This window comes from Gordonia caeni (assembly GCF_039537105.1).
GTDB classification, from domain to species: Bacteria; Actinomycetota; Actinomycetes; order Mycobacteriales; family Mycobacteriaceae; genus Gordonia; species Gordonia caeni.
This window is the reverse complement of sequence record NZ_BAAAZW010000010.1, coordinates 25,085-43,058: the sequence shown is the minus strand read 5'-3', so window position 1 is coordinate 43,058 and position 17,974 is coordinate 25,085. Positions and strand designations below refer to the sequence as shown.

Below are 17,974 nucleotides of genomic sequence, written 5' to 3'. Positions count from 1 at the left end.
TACACGGTGACACATCCGGTGTGTGGCGGCCAAAGCGGTTTGGCAGACTCGTACCGGTGAGCAGCGACCATTCCACCCTGCACCTGCGCCCTGCCCGTCACGAGGACTGGCAGGAGATCATCACCCTCGATGCCCGCAGCTTCGCGCTGCCGGCGCCGCTGCCGGAGGCCGAGATCGCCGAGTTCCGGACTAAGGTGGCCGAGGCCATCGTGGTCCGCGATGAGAGCAGCGACGGCGACCCGCTGGTGGCCGTCTCCCTGTACCACCAGCTGCCGCTGACCGTGCCCGGCGGCACCGCGGTGACCAGCGCGGGCCTGTCATGGGTGTCGGTGACGGCCACTCACCGCCGTCGCGGCCTGCTGCGCCGGATGCTGACCGAGCAGTTCAGGTCGTGGCACGAGGCCGGGCTGCCGCTGGCGATCCTCACCGCGTCCGAGGGCGGCATCTACGAGCGCTTCGGGTTCGGACCCGCCTGCTACGCGCAGAGCATCACAGTCGATCCGGGCGCCGTGCACTGGCGCACCGAGGCCCCGGAGGATTCCCGCGTGCGGTACGGCACCCCCGACCAGATCGCGGCGGCGGTCCCCCGGCTGCACGCCCGCTGGGCGCTGACCCGCCCCGGCGCCGTCCACCGGCCGGAAGAGTGGTGGTCGTCGATCCTGGCCGACCGCGGTTTCCGGCGTAACTCGCAAACCTCGGGCCTGTACTACCTGCTGCACGCCGACGGCTACGCCGCGTACCGGATGGACGCCCGCGAATCGTCGGCCACCGTCGAGGAGCTCTGCACCGTGACGCAGCAGGCGCACACCGACCTGTGGCGGGTGCTGACCGGTTTGGACCTGGTCAGCTCCATCACCGCGAAGGTGCCCGTCGACGAGACCCTGCCGCTGTCGCTGTACGACGCCCGCGCCGTGCAGTCGACGGCACGCACCGACGAACTCTGGGTGTCGATCCTGGACGTGGTGGCCGCCCTGCAGGCACGCACCTACGACGTCGACGGCACCGTGCTGCTGTCGGTGACCGACGGCTGGGACGGCCGCGAGGGCAACTACCTGCTGGAGGTCTCCGACGGGCGCGCCACGGTGCAGCGAGATCCGGAATCGGCGAGCACGGAAGGGATCCCGCGGGCGACGCTCGGCATCTCGGTGCTGTCGTCGATGTACACCGGCGGGATCTCCGCGCGCGACTTCGCCGCGGCCGGCCGTCTCGACACGGACTCGGCGGCCACGCTCGACCTGGTCGACGCACTGCTGGCCACTCGCCGCGCGCCGTTCTCCGGCACCTACTTCTGAGTGCCGGCCGGCGGCCGGGTCAGCCGATCCAGGCCGAGATCGGGCCGCGGGCGAAGTAGACGACGAACAGCAGCGCCACCACCCACAGCAGCGGATGGACCGAACGCCATTTGCCGCGCGCGGACGCCAGCACCACCCAGGCGATGAAGCCGACGCCGATACCGTTGGCGATCGAGTAGGTGAACGGCATGATCACGATGGTCAGGAACGCCGGGAGAGCGTAGTCGAAGCGCGAGAAGTCGATGTCGCGGATCTGCGCCATCATCAGCGCGCCGACCACCACCAGCGCCGGGGTGACCGCCTCCATCGGCACGATCTCGTACAGCGGCGTGAAGAACATCGCGACCAGGAACAGCAGACCGGTCACCACGTTCGACAGGCCGGTCCGCGCGCCCTCGGCCACACCGGCGGCCGATTCGACGAAGACCGTGTTCGACGACGCCGAAGCGCCGCCGCCGACCACCGCACCGGCACCTTCGACCACCAGGCCCTTGCCGATGCCGGGCAGATTGCCCTTCGCATCGGTCAGGCCGGCTTCCTTGCCGACACCGGTCATGGTGCCCATGGCGTCGAAGAAGTTCGACAGCACCAGGGTGAAGACGAAGACGCAGGCGATCAGCACGCCGACGTGCTCCAGGGCCCCGAACAGGTCCACCTGCCCCACCAGGGAGAGGTCGGGGACGCCGAACAGGCTGTCCGGCATGCCCGGGGTGTTCATCGCCCAGCCGTCGGGGTTGTCGTCGGCCGCGCCGAGGTGCCAGATCGCCTCCACGATCAGCGAGACGATCGTCATCGCCACGATGCCGATCAGCAGAGCACCGGGCACCTTGCGGACGGTGAGCACGCCCATCAGCAGCACGCCCACCGCGAACAGCAGGGTGGGCACGGTCGCCACCGAACCGTCGACGCCCAGCTGTACGGGAGGCCCGCCCTCGGTGCGGGAGACGAAGCCGGCATCGACCAGGCCGATGAACGCGATGAAGGCGCCGATACCGGCCGCGATCGCCGATTTCAGTTCGGGTGGAACCGCGTTGAACACCGCCGTCCGGAAACCGGTGAGACCGAGGATCACGATGATGATGCCGTCGATCACCACCAGCCCCATCGCCGCCGGCCAGCTCATCTCCGGGGCGATCGTCACCGCCAGCAGGCTGTTGATGCCCAGGCCCGCGGCGATGGCGAACGGGAAGTTCGCCACCAGGCCCATCAGCAGCGTCATCACACCGGCCACCAGCGCCGTCACCGCCGCCACCGCCGCCATCGGCAGCACGTCGCCGTTGATGTCGGCGTTACGGGACTGGCCCGCGATACCGCCGATGATGATCGGGTTCAGCACCACGATGTAGGCCATCGTGAAGAAGGTGACCAGGCCGCCACGGACCTCGCGGCTGTACGTGGAGCCGCGCTCGGCGACCTTGAAGTATCGGGCGATCCGCCCGGAACCGGGGGTGCTCTCCCCGGTCGGCGGCTGGGCCGCCGGTTCCTCCGCGGTGGTCGCCGGCTCGTTGGTGTCGCTCATTCGACGTGAAGTCCTTGCTGCTCGCCTGGCTGCGAAGCCGAGGGGAAACCGGGTTCCTACCCGGGAGAAGCTACCGTAGAGATCATGTCCGAGCAGACCGGAGTCCCCGAGTTGCCCGCGCGGCTGCGCGCACCCGCGCCGGTGATCGTCGCCGGCATGCTCGCGTGGCTGGTCGCGACCGTCGTCGTCGGGGTGACCGGGATCGGCCCGGATCGTGCCCTGGCGGTCTGCTGGGTGGGGCTGGCCGTCGGTGTGCTCGGCACGGTGATCGTGCTGGTGCAGCAGGCCGCCGTGCGGCGCGGCAGCAAGGGCGCCCAGGAGGGCCTGGAGTAGCTCAGTTCCGCTGTGCCGGCGCGCGCGGCGCCGGCTGCGTGCGCAGGCGCAGCCACTTGGTGATCTGCTGGTGGGCCACCAGGCACACCGCCAGCCAGATCAGGCCGAGGGCCCATCCGACCAGTACGTCCGACGCCCAGTGGGCACCGAGGTACACCCGCGACATCCCGATCACCAGGACCAGGACCGGCGCCACCAGCAGCACCGCGGGCCGTTCGCGCACCGCCGAGAACAGCCGGTAACAGATCACCGCGGTGAGTCCGAGGATCACCGTCGAGCACATCGCGTGACCGGACGGGAAGGACAGCCCGTCCACGTCGATCAGCCGGTCGGCCACGGGGGGCCGGTCCCGGCCGAACAGATGCTTGAGCAGCGTCATCAGAATGTAGACGGAGAGGCCGCCGAAGACGATCAACGCGGCCAGGTCGATTCGCTCGGAGAGCCAGGCCAGAACGAAGACGCCGATCACCACCAGGGTCAAGGTGAGGGTGTCCCCCAGGACCGTCGCCATCTGCCACAGCGAGTTCCACGGCTCGGACCGGATGGACACCACCCACGCGGTGACGCTCTGGTCGAAGGCGAACGGCGACAGATTCACTGGTGCGGTGCCTCCTGGCGAGCGGCGTTCAGGGTCGAGTCCACGGTACTTCAGTGTCGAGATGAACGACCCCGGAGCGCTCGCGCCAGCGAGGCACGCGGTGGCGGCGCTCGTGGTCGCCGTCGAAGACGGCGACCACGAGCTCGTCGTGCGCCACCAGCGGTCCGGTCAGGTCCCAGCCGGTGGCCGCCGCCAGAGCCGTCGCGAAGGCGCCTCCGGAGTCCAGCGGTCGGCCGGACGAGACCACCTGCGCCGACAGCTCTTCGGAAGCCAGCGGCACGTCGGCCAGGGCCGCGAAGTCGGCGGCGTCGCGGGCCCGCGGATGCGTGCCGACCAGCACCGCCACCGACGGCGGCACCACCGGGGTCCACCACGGTTCGTCGACCACCAGCGCCTCCGGGCTGAGATCGCCGGACAGGGTCCGCAGCTGCGCGGGCGGCTCGACGTGGTCGAGCCGGAACCTCCCGGCCCGATACGCCGCGACCAGGGCCGCGTGGGCCCGGGCGGCCACCCCCGGTGCCACCGCACGGCCGGGGTCGGCGAGCGCGTCGAGCCACCGCTCGGCGTCCTGTGCGTCGTCGGGACCGGCACCGGCCAGCAGGGGCGCCAGCACCGCCGCGGCCGGGTGCTCCAGCGGCGGGAAGAGGGAGCGCCAGGTGTGGTCGTCGGGGGCCCGGTACCCGCGCAGCGGGGTGCCCTCGAGTTCGACGAAGCGCCGCAGCCACCAGGTGGTGTATCCGTCGGGGTCGGCGAGCGCCGCCGCGAGGTCGGGATCACCGGCGAGCAGGTCCAGCGCGGCCGGCCAGTGCTGCGGATCCACCAGATCCAGGTCCCGCACCGCGACCAGGGTCTCCGGCGGCTGCTCCAACCCGTCCCACCATTGGGCTTCGCCGTCGAGGTCGTGGTCGGGTGCGGTGGGCAGATTCTCGCGCAGCAGAGTGAACCCCCAGCCCGCACCGAGCCGGCGCAACGCAGTCTCGCCGTAGGCGTCGACGACGGCGGGGTCCACGGTGTGCAGCGGCGCGTCGTCGTACAGCACCGCGCGCAGCGGGCCGGCCGGCAGCAACAGTTCGTCGACCGGCCGGTCGACGCCGTCGTCGGCGCGCACCGCCAGGGCGCCCAGCCAGCCCGGGACGGCCGGGGCGCTCTCGCCGGCCATCACCAGCTGGAGGACGGCGTCGGCGATCTCCTCGAGCTCGTCCGGGTCGGCGGCATCGTCGATCCGCTGCCGCAGCGCCGGATGGTCGAGCACCTGCGAGACGGTCAGGTGTTCCAGTCCGAGGCGCTCGAGCAGCGGGTGGTAGGCCGCCGGGTCGATCACCGGGATCCAGTCCAGGTGCACGTCCACGCCGGGCGGAAGGTCGACGAGGAACAGTCCGCGGGCGCCGCGCTGCAGGCGGCCGTCGTTCCGCGGAACGGTGAGGGCGCCGAGTTCGTCGGCGGCCTCCCGGCCGGTGACGACACCGTCGAGGGCGGCGTACAGGCGCGCCCACCACGACGCCTCCCGGTCGAGACCGGAGAGCAGGTCGGCCACCTCGGCCAGGGAGAGTTCGCGGGCGCCGAGACGCAGCAGGGTGCGGGCGGGCGCACCGTCGCTCACCGCGGGATGCGCCAGCGGTTCGATCACCTCGGCGAGCAGTTCGGCGAGCGGTTCGGTGAGCCCGCGCACCACCCAGGTCCGCGTGGGGGCGCGCGGAGGTCCGGAGGCGGCCGGAACCCAGGGCGCATCGGTGAGGACCGCCAGGACGGCCTCCCGCAGCACGGCGTCCTCGGTGCCGGCCCCGAAGGCGGGCGCCGGGACCAGCAGGTGCCGCTGGTCGTCGGGTGCCAGGGCCACCAGGTCGGCGTAGCCGGCGGCGGCGCCGGCCAGGTCGGCGCCGGGATGCAGTCCCCGCCGGTCGGGGGTCAGGAGCAGATCGGTGATCAGCCGGGCCGGCAGCGACAGCGGGATCTGCGTGGGGGTGGGGCTGCGCAGGACGTCGCCGTCCAGCGGCCGCAGGGCGTCGCCGTCCACCGGCACCAGCCAGTGCGTGCCGCCGGCGCTGCTGCGCAGCCATTCGGCACTCGCCGCGCCGTCGGTCTCGATCACGACCCGGCCGGCGGTGGTCCGGCGGGTCAGTACCTCCCCGTCCACGGCGATCTCGGTGAGCGCGGGCAGTTCCAGCAGCAGATCGGGAGCCTCGCCGCGGGCGCGGTCGGCAAGGGCCTGCGCGGCGGCGGCATCGGCGCAGTGCACCACCACCTCGGTGGCGTAACCGGGCGCCGGAGCCCCGGCGACCGGCCACGCCAGCCGCTGGGCGGGAACCGGCCGGTCCGGATCGCCGACGGCGCCGGCGGTGCGGGCGCGGTCGAAGGTGATCGACCCCGACGACGACAGCACGTCGACGCGGTCGGCGAACGAGGTGGCCCGGAATCCGACGCCGAACCGGCCGACCTCGGCGCGGCCGGGCTGATCGGGCGCGGCCCGTTTCGGGGAGACGCGTAGGGCGGTGAGGGCCCGGACGCCGTCGATCGTCAGCGGGGCGCCGGTGTTGGCCACGTGCACGGTGGCGCCGTCGGTCCACACCCGCAGCCGTCCCGCCTCGCCGGTGACGGTGGCCGCATCCGCGGCGTTGGCGGCGAGCTCGGTGAACCAGCGATCGCGGTAACCGATCTGCCGCAGATCGGACTCGGCGGCCGCGTCCTCGGCCAGCCGCGTCGGCGAATCCCGCCAGGCCGCCAGGGTGGCGGCGCGCAGGCCGGCGGTGTCGAAGGGGTCGGACAGGTCAGCGGGCGCCGGTGTCGGCGTCATCGCGACTCACGATCTCCACCGCACCGTCGTCGTAGGCGTCGTAGGCCGGGCTGCCCTGCCCACCGGGCGGCACCGGCGTGTCCGCGTGGGCGCCGCAACCGTAATCGGCGGCGACCACGTGCCCATCGGCCGCGAATTGGTTGGCGCACACGCCGAAGGCGCCGTGCAGGGCCCCGGCCAGCGGCAGGTAGAAGCCACAGGTGGCGCAGGTGTGCCGCGCGCCGCGGGCCATCGGTGATTCGGGGCCGTACTCGCCGTCGTGCCAGCGCTGAGCGGCCTCGGCGCGCCCTTCGTACGACAGGAGCCGGTCGCGGCCCAGGCCGATCTCACCGAAGACCTGACCGACCTGGTCGCGGTCGATCGGGTCGACGTCGAGGGTGTCGATCTGTCCGGGGACCAGCCGCGGATCGTCCGGCGGGGCGGCCAGCAGGTCGCCGGGCCCCAGGTCGCCGGCGGAGATCCGCTCGTTCCACGGCACCCAGGCCGGTGCCAGCAGCGCACCGTCGCCGGGCAGCAGCACCACCTCGGAAACGGTCACCTCGCTCGCCCCCGGTGCACCCGCCAGCACGACACACCACTGCCAGCCGTCGTAGCCGGGGACCTGGGCCGCGAAGTGGTGGGCTACCGCCCAGTCCCCCTCGGCACGCGCTCCCAGGTGCTCGCCGGGGTTCTCCCCGTCGGCCACCAGCACGTCCCGCGCCATCTGCTCCGCCTGCTCCAGCAGGTCCGTCTGTGCCACGCTCACCTCTCCAGTGTGCAACAGCACCGTGCAGAGATGCACCTTGAGACGACCCTCACCAACACCCGGGCCTCCCATCCGCCATGCAAGTCGGCAGATAGGGAACAATCGATGTCGTGGCTTCCCGATCTCCGCACGACGATTCCCGGTCCTCCGGGGACCCGTCGCATCCCCGTCGACCCGAACCCCGGTTCCACGGCACGCACCCGGGACACTCCAACTACCCGGCGGAAGCCCGCACCCGGCGTTTCGAGGCCGCCAGTCGTGCGCGCACCCACAATCCGCATCTGCCGCCGCTCGAGCAGTCCGGCACCCGGCAGTTCGGCGACGGGAACGGCGTCGGCGGCAACGGCGACGGCGGCAACGGCGACGGCGTCGGAGGCAACGGCGACGGCCGCGACACCGGATTCGTGGCGCCGGAGAAGGTGACCGTGGTGCGCGTGATGGCGCGCCGCTCCCGCTACTTCGCCGGCCGCGGCGTCGACATGGTGCATCGCGCCGCCACCGCCGACGGGGCCGACCGTTCCGGGCTGACCGCGCTCACCATGCCGGTCATCCTGAACAACGCCGTCGACGCCGCAATGGCCGTCGCACTGGCCAACACCCTGTTCTTCGCCGCCGCGACCGGCGACTCCAAGGTGAACGTCGGTCTGTACCTGGCGCTGACCATCGCGCCGTTCGCGCTCATCGCCCCGCTGATCGGTCCGCTTCTGGACCGGCTGCAGCACGGGCGCCGGCTGGCGATGGCCGCCACGTTCGGGCTTCGCGCGGTCCTGGCGCTGCTCATCATCGTGAACTCCTCGTGGGATCCGGCGACCCACCAGCTCCAGTACAAGCCGTGGATCCTCTATCCGTGCGCCCTGGGCCTGATGGTGCTGTCGAAATCGTTCGGCGTGCTCAAGTCGGCCGTGGCCCCGCGCGTGCTGCCGCCGTCGATCGACCTGCCGCGCGTCAACTCGCGCCTGACCATGTTCGGCCTGGTGTTCGGCACCATCGTCGCCGGCGGGCTGTCCGCATTCGTGGAGATGGTGCTGGGCAAGTGGCTGCCCGTCCACATCCCCGGCGCCATGCTCTTCCTGTGCCTGCTGGCGGTGGCCGGCGCCTACTTCTGCATGAAGATCCCGTCGTGGGTGGAGGTGACCGAGGGCGAGGTCCCCACCACGTTCACCTACCGCGGCGATCCGAACGACGAGGAACCCGAAGCGCAGGCGCGCGGGGCGCGCGGCTTGTCGACGCGCCTGGCGGCCACCATTCGCCAGCCCCTCGGGCGCACGGTGGTGACCGGTCTGTGGGGCAACGGCACCATCCGCATCCTCACCGGCTTCCTGACTCTTTACATCGCCTTCTATGCCAAGGCGCAGCCCGACACCGGGGGCTGGGGGCAATTGATGATGCTGGGCGCCGTCGGCGCCGCCGCCGGTGTCGGCAACGGGCTCGGCAACGGCATCGGCACCCGGCTGGAACTGAAACGGCCACCGCGCATCGTGGTGATGTCCACCGTCGCAGCGACCGCGGCCGCGATCCTGGCCGCCGTGGTCGGCACCCTGCTGATGGTGGTGATCGCCGCCTTCGTCGCCGGCGGCGTCAGCGCGATCGCCAAGGTCTGCCTCGACTCGACCATCCAGGACGATCTGCCCGATGCCTCCCGGGCTTCGGGCTTCGGGCGGTCGGAGACGGTCCTGCAGCTGTCCTGGGTGCTCGGCGCGAGCCTCGGCGTGGTCCTGCCGACGACGCTGTGGATCGGGTTCACCGTGGTCGCTGTGCTGATGGCCGGTGGACTGGTGCAGACGGTGCTGACCAGCCGGGGCTCCACCCTGCTCCCGGGGATCGGCGGCCGCCGGCCGGACGACCCGGCGCCGACGTCCCCGCTCACCACCGTCCATCCGACGCGGCCGACGCCGAGCCCGCGGCCCCGTCCGTCTGCGGCCGACTCGCCGTCGGAGCGGCCGACCGCCGCCCGCCCTTCCGCCGGTGCCACCCGTCCCTCCCGGACGCGGCAGCCCCGCACTTGAACAGCCCCGCCCCGAAACTGACGAGCCCCGAACCCGACAACGAGGTCTGATCGTGTCCCTGCAGCCCGCCGACAAGAAGCATCTGGCCGTCCTGACCGCGGTGGTCGTGGTCGCGGTGGCGATCGTCGCCGTCGCCACCACGCTGCTGGTGCGGGGGACGCCCGAATCCGATCCGCAGGTCTCCGTGGCCACCGGACGCAGCCTGGAGCGGGTGGAGCCCACCTTCTGGTGCGACCTGGACATGACGCAGTGCCACCCGCGTGCCCTGAGCATCGAGGAGATCGCCGCACTGCCGGTCACGCAGTTCCCGGTGCCGGCCGGCGGATCATTGAGCCTGTCGGTGCCCTCGGAGATCGCCACGGCGCCGTGGATGCTGGTGGCCGCGTACGCGACGCCGGAAGGCGTGCAACCGGTGACCTGGATCCACCGGTCCGGCACCACCTACACCCAGGTCCTGGAGTCCACCCCGGACAGGGTCCTGCTCGGCGTCGAGATCAAGCCCTTCTCCACCGTGCTCGAAGACGCCCCGGACGGACTCGAGTCGGGGCAGGGCGACATCCTGTTCCGCGGCCATTACGCGATCTCGACCGCGCCGGACGGGTTCACCGTCGGCAACGAGACCGAACTGCCCGCGGTACGCGGCTGATCAGCGGTCGAGTTCGCGGGTGACCGCGCGCACCACTTCGGAGATGCGGCGCGCGGTCTTGCGGTCCGGGTAGCGGCCGTTGCGCAGATCCGGCTGCACCTTGCCCTCGAGCAGGGTGATCAGATCGGCGATCAGGCCGTGCAGTTCGTCGGGCGTGTGCCGTTTGGTGGCCGCGCGCTGGTTCTCCCGCACATTGCGGGCCACGCTCGGCGCGGCCTCCAGGACGGTCACCCGCAGCGCCTGCGGGCCCTGCCGGCCGGCGGCCATGTCGAACTCGACACGCTGGCCGGCTTTGAGTTCGTCCACCGCCGCCGGCAGCGCCGAGGCGCGCACGTAGACGTCGTCGCCCTCTTCCTGCGAGAGGAATCCGAAACCCTTCGCGGAGTCGTACCACTTCACCCGGCCGGTCGGCACTGTGCTCACCCTCAAACTGATCGGAACTGCCCATGGGAAAGCGCCCCGGCCGCCGCCCGCGATCACACGCGGAAAAGACCCGAGGCGCACTGCATCCGATGTTACGCGTACGGCTACCGTGGTGGCCATGCAGACCCAGAAGTCTTCGTCGCTGCTCCCGGCGGCCGTGATCCTGGTCGTCATCGGCTTCGTGGCCAGCATCGCTCTGCTCATCCCGGCGGTGCGAGATTCCACTCAGGCCATCGTGGTGACCGTCTATCTGCTGGCCCTCTGCGCCCCCGTCGGACTGTTCCTGGCGGTCGTCTTCGCGCTGCTGTCGGGACGGCGCAGCCGGTGAAGCAGGACACCGCCCCGCTCTCCCCCGCCGACGACCCCGGCGCACTCAAGCGCGCCTACAGTTGCTTCCCCTCGGGCGTGGTCGCGGTCTGCCGGCAGGCGCCGGCCACCGTGCACCAGAGCTCACCCACCCCGGTCGGCATGTCCGCCAGCGCGTTCAGCACCGTCTCCCTGGACCCGCCGCTGGTGTCGGTGTGCGTGCGCCAGGAGTCGTCCACCTGGCCGCTGCTGCGCGAAGCCGGCGAGCTCGGCGTGAGCGTCTTCGCCGCCCACCAGGGCGAGCTGTGCCGGCAGCTGGCCGGGCCGCCGGACGCCCGGTTCGACGGGGTGGAGCCGCTGGTGCGCCCTGGCGGCGCGATGTTCCTCCCGGAGGCCGCCGCGCACCTGCTGTGCACCGTCGCCGCCGAGATCCCGGCCGGCGATCACACGGTGGTGCTGCTGCGGATCGCCGAGCTCCGCAGCGACCCCGGCGTGGAGCCCCTTGTGTTCCACGCCAGCACCTTTCGCGCACTGGAAGCCCGGCGCGCACTCGACGGGTAACGGTGAGTGGTCTGAGTCTCAATCGCTCTGTGACCTTAGTCACATCACGGTTGGATAACGAACCGGACACGAGACGACCATCAGCACGGTGATCAGCGGCAATGGCCATTCGAGGCCGAAAGGCCCGATTTCGGGGCCGTAACCCCGCTTTCGCGATGGGGTGACTTCCCCCGAACGGATTACGTAGTGTTCATCCCGGTCGCCCTCGGGCACCGAAAACACAACATTTCTCGGCGGTCGCGCCCAGCCTCGTTCCGCCGCCGAGATCACCGAACAACACAGTTCAGGAACGAGGGCGGGGGACCCACCATCCCACCGGATACCGGCGGAACGTCGTGAGACGGAACGCCTTGGGGTTAAGTCCGCACCGGACGACGTCCGGAACGGACCGAGCACCTCTCGCTCGAACCCGACAGCTTACTTCGCAGGCGCGTGGAGAGAGGAAAAGACTTTCATGGCACGTCACGCTAAGCGGTCGACCACCACCAAGACCGTCGCAAAGGTTGCGCTGACCACCGCCGTGCTCGGCGGCGGCGCCGCCCTCGTCGGAGCCGGCACCGCCTCGGCGGCGACCGACGCCGAGTGGAACCAGGTCGCACAGTGCGAGTCCGGCGGCAACTGGTCCATCAACACCGGCAACGGCTACTACGGCGGCCTGCAGTTCAGCCAGGGCACCTGGGCCGGCCACGGCGGCACCCAGTACGCACCGAGCGCACACCAGGCCAGCAAGGAGCAGCAGATCGCTGTCGCCGAGCGCGTCCTGGCGTCCCAGGGCAAGGGCGCATGGCCCACCTGCGGCACCGTGCTCTCGGGCCACACCCCGCGTCAGGCCCCGGCCAAGCCGTCGACCCCGTCGCTGCCCCAGGTCCAGGACCGGCAGAACAACGCCCCTAAGGCCGACGACGCCAAGACCACCGACGAGGCCATCTCGCAGGCGAAGAAGACCAGCACCCCCGAGCTCCGCAGCGCCGTCGAGGCTCTCGAGAAGTCGGGCTACCAGCTGGACCAGAGCCAGCTGAAGCTCTTCAACGACAACAAGCAGGCGCTCGGCATCAACTGAGCCCAGCCCTGGAGTACCGAGGTACTCGCGCAAGAACGCCGCACCGCTTCGGTGCGGCGTTCTCTGCATTTACGACGAGGCCCTGCCGGACAGACTGCCGACCGGCCGGAAAGACTGAAGAACCCCGCACCGAATCGGTGCGGGGTTCTTCAACAGAACGAGCGTCAGCGGTTGACGACGGTCTTCGATTGAATGAAGGGAAGCTCGCTCGCCGGCACCGGGAACGGATTCTCATTGCCGAACGGCGAGAGCGCACCGGCGAGATGCGCGGTGAACTCGGTGACGGCGTGATCCTCGACCGAGACATCCGGCCAGCCATTGTCGACGTAATGATTCTTCTTAGCCACGGCCTCATTGTGCCATGACGCTCCGCAGCCGGTGGCAGGGACCTGAGAAGGCGGGGGTCGGAGAGCAACGGCCGGGCTCCCGGCGGACGAGACCCACCCCGCCGGCGGCTGGCTCGGTAGACTCGTCCGGATGACCACGGACCGCCCCCTGCGCGGGTTGGCCGAAGCGCTGGCCGACCGCTCCGACGAGGATCTGGCCGCCCTGTTGATCCGGCGCCCGGACCTGGCCTCACCGCCGCCACGCGGTACCGGCGTCCTCGCCCAGCGGGCACTCTCCGCCGCCTCCATCGCACTGGCCGGCGACAGCCTCGACCTCGCGGCCGTCGCGGTCCTCGAAGCCTTTCTCGACTGCGGTGCCGACACCGGCCGGCACGACCTGGTCGGACCGGTCACCCGCGACGACCTGGTCGCCCGCCTCGGCCGGCGGCTCAAGCGCGCCGAACTCGACGCGCGGCTGGCCGATCTGGCGGCGCAGGGACTGATCTGGGATTCCGGCGCCGGCACCGCCCGCAAGCCGGCGTGGGTGGCCGGCATCCATCTGGGCGCCGCCCTCCCCTGGCGCGGGCACCACCTCCTCGGTCCGCTGGCCACCACCGATCCCGGCGAGATCCGCGCGCTGCTCGACGGTCTGGACGAGCGCCCGCGCGAGTTGATCGCCACCCTCTCCTCCGGTCCGTCATTGGGTCGCAGCCGGGACGCGGCCCCGGACGCCGATCCGGCCGCCCCGGTCCCCCGGCTGATCGCCGCCGGCCTGCTGGCCCGCATCGACGAGCAGACCGTCGAACTGGTACCGATGGCCGGTCAGCTGCTGCGCGGCGAGCCGCCGCTGACCACCGCGATCCTGGCGCCCCCGGTCCTGAGCGAAGGCCCCGGCCGGTTCGGCCCCGACGCCGTCGACGCGGCGGGCGCCGGAGAGGCGCTCGAGTTTCTCCGCCACGCCGATGCCCTCCTCGACGTGCTCGGCAACACACCGGCCGCCGTGCTCAAGTCGGGCGGCCTCGGGATCCGCGAACTGCGGCGGCTGGCCAAAGCCACCGGACTGTCGGTCGGGCGGATCGGCCTGCTGGTGGAGGTACTCGCAGCCCAGCGCCTGATCGATTCCGGACTGCCCGAACCCGAGCCGGCCGAATGGAGCGGCGACGAGGCCTTCGCGCCCACCGTGGCCGTGGACACCTGGCTGCACACCATGCCCGAACGCCGGTGGCATGCGGCGGCGAGCGCCTGGCTGGACCTGCCCCGCCGCCCCTGGCAGATCGGCGACACCGACCGGGACGGCAACACCATCGCCGCCCTGTCCAGCGAACTGTTCGACGCGGCCGCCGCGCTCACCCGACGGCAGGTGCTCGCACCGCTGCTCGATGCACCGCCCGCCGCCCCGGTGGAGGTGGACGCCCTGGTGGCCGCCCTCACCTGGCGGCACCCGCGACAACTGCGCCGCTGGACGCGCCGATTCGCCGGCGAAACGCTCCGCGAGGCGCGCGAGCTGGGGCTGGTGGCACACGGCTCGCTCACCGGGCCGGGACGCGCGCTGCTGACCGCCGCCCCCGACGACGACGCGGCGACCGCCGCCGCGCTGGCGGCGATGGACACCGCGCTGCCGACCCCCGTCGACCACTTCCTGGTACAGGCCGATCTGACCCTGATGGTGCCCGGACCGATGACCGCCGAGCTGGCCGAGCAAGTGGAGGCGATCGCCGACCTGGAGTCCGGCGGCGCGGCCTCGGTCTACCGCATCAGCGAGGACAGCCTGCGGCGCGCCCTGGATTCTGGTCGCTCGGGCTCGGAGATCACCGCGCTGCTGACGAATCGGTCCCGCACCCCGGTGCCGCAGTCGCTGACCTATCTGGTGGAGGACGTCGCCCGCCGGCACGGCAGCCTCCGGGTCGGGGTCGCGTCGGCGTTCGTGCGGTGCGAGGATCCGGCGCTGCTGGCCGCCGTGCTCAGCAGCGACGTGGCCGGCGAGGTGGCCTTGCGCGCACTGGCCGCCACCGTGGCGGTCTCCCCGGCACCGGTGCGCGACGTGGTGGAGGCGCTGCGCCGCGGCGGCTTCGCCCCGGCCGGCGAGGACTCCAGCGGCGCCCTGATCGACCTGCGCAGCCGCGGCGCGCGCGTGCCCTCGCGTCCGCCGGCACCCCGGGCGTCGCAGCGGCGGGCCCGCATCGCCCCCGGCCAGGCCCAGACCGTGGTCGCTCGACTACGTGCGGCCGATCGCGCCGACGAGCCCCCGCGCGGGGCGGTGCGCGTGACCGGCGGCGGCGAGAGCACCTCGGCGCTCATCCAGCTGGCCCTGCGGACCGGCCGGCCGGTCCGCCTGGGCTACGTCGACGCGCACGGCGCCGCCAGCCGGCACGTCGTCACCCCGCGGGCGCTGCAGGCCGGACAGTTCCTCGGCACCTCCGAGGACACCCCCGACGCACGCTTCTCCCTGCACCGCATCACCAGCCTGGAACTGCTCTAGACCCGCCCCGACCTGACAGTTCGGCCCGCGACCTGGACAATGGGACGGGTGACTGACGGACCCCTGATCGTGCAATCGGACAAGACCGTGCTGCTGGAGATCGACCACCCGCAGGCGGCCGCCGCGCGAGCGGCGATCGCCCCCTTCGCCGAGCTCGAACGCGCCCCCGAGCACGTGCACACCTACCGGGTGACCCCGCTGGCGCTGTGGAACGCCGGCGCCGCCGGGCACGACGCCGAGCAGGTGGTCGACGCCTTCGTCACCTTCTCCCGCTACCCGGTGCCGCAGCCGCTGCTGGTCGACATCGTCGACGTCATGGGCCGCTTCGGCCGACTGCAGCTGGTCAAGAACCCCGCCCACGGGCTGAGCCTGGTCTCCCTGGACCGCGCCGTGCTCGAAGAGGTGCTGCGCAACAAGAAGATCGCGCCGATGCTCGGGGCCCGGGTCGACGATGACACCGTGGTGGTGCACCCGTCCGAACGCGGTCGCCTGAAGCAGGCGCTGCTCAAGATCGGCTGGCCGGCCGAGGACCTCGCCGGGTACGTCGACGGCGAGGCCCACGCGATCGACCTGCAGCAGGACGACTGGGAGCTGCGCGACTACCAGCAGCTGGCCGCGGACTCGTTCTGGGCCGGCGGCTCAGGCGTCGTCGTTTTGCCATGCGGTGCCGGTAAGACCATGGTCGGTGCGGCCGCCATGGCCCGCGCGGGGGCCACCACGCTGATCCTGGTGACCAACACCGTGGCGGGCCGGCAGTGGAAGCGCGAGCTGATCGCCCGGACCACGCTGACCGAGGAGGAGATCGGCGAGTACTCGGGTGAACGCAAGGAGATCCGGCCGGTCACCATCGCGACGTATCAGGTGATGACGCGCAAGAGCAAGGGCGAGTACCGCAACCTGGACCTGTTCGACTCGCGCGACTGGGGCCTGATCATCTACGACGAGGTGCACCTGCTGCCCGCCCCCGTCTTCCGGATGACCGCCGATCTGCAGTCCCGGCGCCGGCTCGGCCTGACGGCGACGCTGGTGCGCGAGGACGGTCGCGAAGGTGACGTCTTCAGCCTGATCGGGCCCAAGCGCTACGACGCCCCATGGAAGGACATCGAGGCGCAGGGCTGGATCGCCCCGGCCGACTGCATCGAGGTGCGCGTCACCATGTCCGACGACGAGCGCCTGCAGTACGCCGTCGCCGAGGCCGACGCCAAGTACAAGCTGTGCTCCACCGCGCACTCGAAGCTGCGGGTGGTGCGGTCGATCCTGGAGCAGCACCGCGGCGCCCCCACCCTGGTGATCGGCGCCTACATCGACCAACTCGAAGAACTCGGGCGCGAACTGGACGCCCCGGTGATCCAGGGCTCCACGCGCAACGCGGAACGAGAGAAGCTGTTCGACGCCTTCCGGCGCGGCGAGATCGGCACCCTGGTGGTCTCCAAGGTCGCCAACTTCTCCATCGACCTGCCCGAAGCGTCAGTGGCGGTGCAGGTCTCGGGCACCTTCGGCTCGCGCCAGGAGGAGGCCCAGCGCCTTGGCCGGCTGTTGCGCCCGAAGGCCGACGGCGGGCAGGCGCACTTCTACTCGGTGGTCTCGCGCGACAGCCTGGACGCCGACTACGCGGCCCACCGGCAGCGCTTCCTGGCCGAGCAGGGATACGCCTACCGGATCGTCGACGCCGGCGACCTCCCCGCCGCCGGGACCAGTGAGACGGCGGGAGATGACTGAGCGGGCCAACCCGCTGGTGCGGCGGATGCAGCCGTTCGCCTCCACCATCTTCGCCGAGATCTCCGCGTTGGCGACCACCCACGGAGCGATCAATCTGGGACAGGGCTTCCCGGACACCGACGGTCCGCCCGCCATGCTGGCTGCGGCGCAGCAGGCCATCGCCGACGGCCACAACCAGTACCCGCCCGGGCCCGGGGTCCCGGAACTGCGGCACGCGATCAGCGAGCAGCAGTCGCGCGATTACGGCCTCGACTACGACCCGGACACACAGGTGCTGGTGACGGTCGGCGCCACCGAGGCGATCGCCGGCGCCGTGCTCGGCCTGGTAGAGCCCGGCCGCGAGGTGGTGATGATCGAGCCGTACTACGACTCCTACGCGGCGACAGTGGCGCTGGCCGGCGCGATCCGCCGCACCGTCCCGCTGGTGCCCGACGGCGACGGCTTCCGGCTCGACCTGGACGCCCTGCGCGCCGCCATCGGCCCGGACACCGCTGCGGTGCTGATCAACACCCCGCACAATCCGACCGGCACGGTGCTCACCGACGACGAACTCTCCGAGATCGCCCGGCTGTGCATCGCCAACGACGTCATCGCCATCACCGACGAGGTCTACGAGCACCTGATCTTCGGCGACCTCGCCCACCACCCGCTGGCCGGCTTCGACGGCATGGCCGAACGCACCCTGCGGATCTCCAGCGCCGCCAAGACCTTCAACGTCACCGGCTGGAAGATCGGCTGGATCAGCGGCCCGGCCGATCTGGTCGCGGCCGCGCGCGGCGCCAAGCAGTACCTCAGCTTCGTGGCCGGGGGGCCGTTCCAGCCCGCCGTCGCACTCGCCCTGCGGACCGAGGCCGAGTGGGTGGCGGCCAACGCCCGCGAACTGGAACGCAAGCAGACCGACCTGTCCGCGACGCTGCGCGATGCCGGCTTCGGGGTGCACCGCACCGACGGCACGTACTTCGTGCTCGCCGACCCGCGACCGCTGGGCTATCACGACGGTCTCGCCTTCTGCCGCAGCCTCCCCGAACAGATCGGTGTGGCGGCCGTGCCGGTCGGGGCGTTCACAGTGTCGAACGACTGGGATCATCTGGTGCGCTTCGCCTTCTGCAAGGAGGACGCGGTGCTCGCCGAGGCCGCGCGCCGGCTGCGCACCCTGGGCTGAGACGGAAC

The 17,974-nt window shown here is 71.7% G+C and carries 16 protein-coding genes and 1 riboswitch; of the genes, 10 read left to right on the top strand and 6 right to left on the bottom strand.

The genetic code is table 11. From position 1 onward, the window contains the following. Positions 1 to 56 precede the first annotated feature (56 nt). Positions 57 to 1,292 (top strand): GNAT family N-acetyltransferase, encoded by a 1,236-nt coding sequence (locus ABD732_RS15900; RefSeq protein WP_344785459.1) that lies wholly within the window; start codon positions 57 to 59, stop codon positions 1,290 to 1,292. A gap of 19 nt (positions 1,293 to 1,311) precedes the next feature. Here the strand turns inward: ABD732_RS15900 and ABD732_RS15895 are convergent, their stop codons facing one another. Continuing rightward, complete coding sequence (locus ABD732_RS15895) at positions 1,312 to 2,811, bottom strand: NCS2 family permease (RefSeq protein ID WP_344785458.1); 1,500 nt, start codon at positions 2,809 to 2,811, stop codon at positions 1,312 to 1,314. A gap of 84 nt (positions 2,812 to 2,895) precedes the next feature. Here ABD732_RS15895 and ABD732_RS15890 point away from each other — a divergent pair, with 84 nt between their 5' ends. Then, positions 2,896 to 3,144, top strand: coding sequence for a DUF2530 domain-containing protein (locus ABD732_RS15890; protein ID WP_344785457.1), 249 nt, complete (start codon positions 2,896 to 2,898; stop codon positions 3,142 to 3,144). 1 nt (position 3,145) lies between these two features. Here the strand turns inward: ABD732_RS15890 and ABD732_RS15885 are convergent, their stop codons facing one another. The 3 genes from ABD732_RS15885 to ABD732_RS15875 are packed head-to-tail and all read right to left on the bottom strand — an operon-like array spanning position 3,146 to position 7,236. Next, complete coding sequence (locus tag ABD732_RS15885; protein WP_344785456.1) at positions 3,146 to 3,742, bottom strand: phosphatase PAP2 family protein; 597 nt, start codon at positions 3,740 to 3,742, stop codon at positions 3,146 to 3,148. 28 nt (positions 3,743 to 3,770) lie between these two features. Further along, positions 3,771 to 6,533, bottom strand: coding sequence for a sacsin N-terminal ATP-binding-like domain-containing protein (locus ABD732_RS15880; protein ID WP_344785455.1), 2,763 nt, complete (start codon positions 6,531 to 6,533; stop codon positions 3,771 to 3,773). Then, the gene (locus ABD732_RS15875; RefSeq protein WP_344785522.1) at positions 6,508 to 7,236 is read right to left on the bottom strand and encodes a DUF3027 domain-containing protein; all 729 of its coding nucleotides are present in this window, start codon (positions 7,234 to 7,236) and stop codon (positions 6,508 to 6,510) included. The genes ABD732_RS15880 and ABD732_RS15875 overlap by 26 nt, the downstream gene beginning before the upstream one ends. Before the next feature lie 152 nt (positions 7,237 to 7,388). Between ABD732_RS15875 and ABD732_RS15870 the strand changes: the two genes are divergently transcribed. Together ABD732_RS15870 and ABD732_RS15865 are read left to right on the top strand one after the other, a co-directional pair. Further along, on the top strand, positions 7,389 to 9,284 hold the full coding sequence (locus ABD732_RS15870) for an MFS transporter (protein ID WP_344785454.1): 1,896 nt from the start codon (positions 7,389 to 7,391) through the stop codon (positions 9,282 to 9,284). Positions 9,285 to 9,336: 52 nt separating this feature from the next. Further along, positions 9,337 to 9,930, top strand: a complete 594-nt coding sequence (locus ABD732_RS15865; protein ID WP_344785453.1) for a DUF2771 family protein — start codon at positions 9,337 to 9,339, stop codon at positions 9,928 to 9,930. On the opposite strand, the gene ABD732_RS15860 is transcribed toward ABD732_RS15865, so the two are convergent. Further along, the gene (locus tag ABD732_RS15860; protein ID WP_344785521.1) at positions 9,931 to 10,344 is read right to left on the bottom strand and encodes a cold-shock protein; all 414 of its coding nucleotides are present in this window, start codon (positions 10,342 to 10,344) and stop codon (positions 9,931 to 9,933) included. It lies immediately after the preceding gene. A gap of 127 nt (positions 10,345 to 10,471) precedes the next feature. On the opposite strand from ABD732_RS15860, the gene ABD732_RS15855 reads away from it, so the two are divergent. The 3 genes from ABD732_RS15855 to ABD732_RS15845 all read left to right on the top strand — a co-directional run bounded on the left by ABD732_RS15855 (position 10,472) and on the right by ABD732_RS15845 (position 12,280). Further along, positions 10,472 to 10,681: a hypothetical protein gene (locus tag ABD732_RS15855; RefSeq protein WP_344785452.1), complete on the top strand. Its 210-nt coding sequence runs from the start codon at positions 10,472 to 10,474 to the stop codon at positions 10,679 to 10,681. After that, the gene (locus ABD732_RS15850; RefSeq protein WP_344785451.1) at positions 10,678 to 11,220 is read left to right on the top strand and encodes a flavin reductase family protein; all 543 of its coding nucleotides are present in this window, start codon (positions 10,678 to 10,680) and stop codon (positions 11,218 to 11,220) included. The genes ABD732_RS15855 and ABD732_RS15850 overlap by 4 nt, the downstream gene beginning before the upstream one ends. A gap of 248 nt (positions 11,221 to 11,468) precedes the next feature. Then, a riboswitch (cyclic di-AMP (ydaO/yuaA leader) is annotated at positions 11,469 to 11,667 on the top strand. Positions 11,668 to 11,674: 7 nt separating this feature from the next. Beyond that, positions 11,675 to 12,280 (top strand): transglycosylase family protein, encoded by a 606-nt coding sequence (locus ABD732_RS15845; RefSeq protein WP_344785450.1) that lies wholly within the window; start codon positions 11,675 to 11,677, stop codon positions 12,278 to 12,280. A gap of 164 nt (positions 12,281 to 12,444) precedes the next feature. Here ABD732_RS15845 and ABD732_RS15840 read toward each other — a convergent pair whose 3' ends face one another. Continuing rightward, positions 12,445 to 12,627: a hypothetical protein gene (locus ABD732_RS15840; protein ID WP_344785449.1), complete on the bottom strand. Its 183-nt coding sequence runs from the start codon at positions 12,625 to 12,627 to the stop codon at positions 12,445 to 12,447. Between the two features lie 130 nt (positions 12,628 to 12,757). Here ABD732_RS15840 and ABD732_RS15835 point away from each other — a divergent pair, with 130 nt between their 5' ends. From ABD732_RS15835 to ABD732_RS15825, 3 genes are read left to right on the top strand one after another with little or no spacing between them, the layout of a single operon-like run. Then, positions 12,758 to 15,085: a helicase-associated domain-containing protein gene (locus ABD732_RS15835; RefSeq protein WP_344785448.1), complete on the top strand. Its 2,328-nt coding sequence runs from the start codon at positions 12,758 to 12,760 to the stop codon at positions 15,083 to 15,085. Positions 15,086 to 15,133: 48 nt separating this feature from the next. After that, positions 15,134 to 16,804, top strand: coding sequence for a DNA repair helicase XPB (locus ABD732_RS15830; protein WP_344785447.1), 1,671 nt, complete (start codon positions 15,134 to 15,136; stop codon positions 16,802 to 16,804). Further along, positions 16,797 to 17,966: a pyridoxal phosphate-dependent aminotransferase gene (locus tag ABD732_RS15825; RefSeq protein ID WP_344785446.1), complete on the top strand. Its 1,170-nt coding sequence runs from the start codon at positions 16,797 to 16,799 to the stop codon at positions 17,964 to 17,966. The genes ABD732_RS15830 and ABD732_RS15825 overlap by 8 nt, the downstream gene beginning before the upstream one ends. Positions 17,967 to 17,974: the final 8 nt, after the last annotated feature.

Excerpts from the sequence above, each read along its gene's own strand:
- ABD732_RS15895 (WP_344785458.1), bottom strand. The coding sequence starts at position 2,811 with ATGAGCGACACCAACGAGCCGGCGACCACCGCGGAGGAACCGGCGGCC.
- ABD732_RS15890 (WP_344785457.1), top strand. The coding sequence starts at position 2,896 with ATGTCCGAGCAGACCGGAGTCCCCGAGTTGCCCGCGCGGCTGCGCGCA.
- ABD732_RS15880 (WP_344785455.1), bottom strand. The coding sequence starts at position 6,533 with ATGACGCCGACACCGGCGCCCGCTGACCTGTCCGACCCCTTCGACACC.
- ABD732_RS15875 (WP_344785522.1), bottom strand. The coding sequence starts at position 7,236 with ATGGCGCGGGACGTGCTGGTGGCCGACGGGGAGAACCCCGGCGAGCAC.
- ABD732_RS15855 (WP_344785452.1), top strand. The coding sequence starts at position 10,472 with ATGCAGACCCAGAAGTCTTCGTCGCTGCTCCCGGCGGCCGTGATCCTG.
- ABD732_RS15845 (WP_344785450.1), top strand. The coding sequence starts at position 11,675 with ATGGCACGTCACGCTAAGCGGTCGACCACCACCAAGACCGTCGCAAAG.
- ABD732_RS15835 (WP_344785448.1), top strand. The coding sequence starts at position 12,758 with ATGACCACGGACCGCCCCCTGCGCGGGTTGGCCGAAGCGCTGGCCGAC.
- ABD732_RS15825 (WP_344785446.1), top strand. The coding sequence starts at position 16,797 with ATGACTGAGCGGGCCAACCCGCTGGTGCGGCGGATGCAGCCGTTCGCC.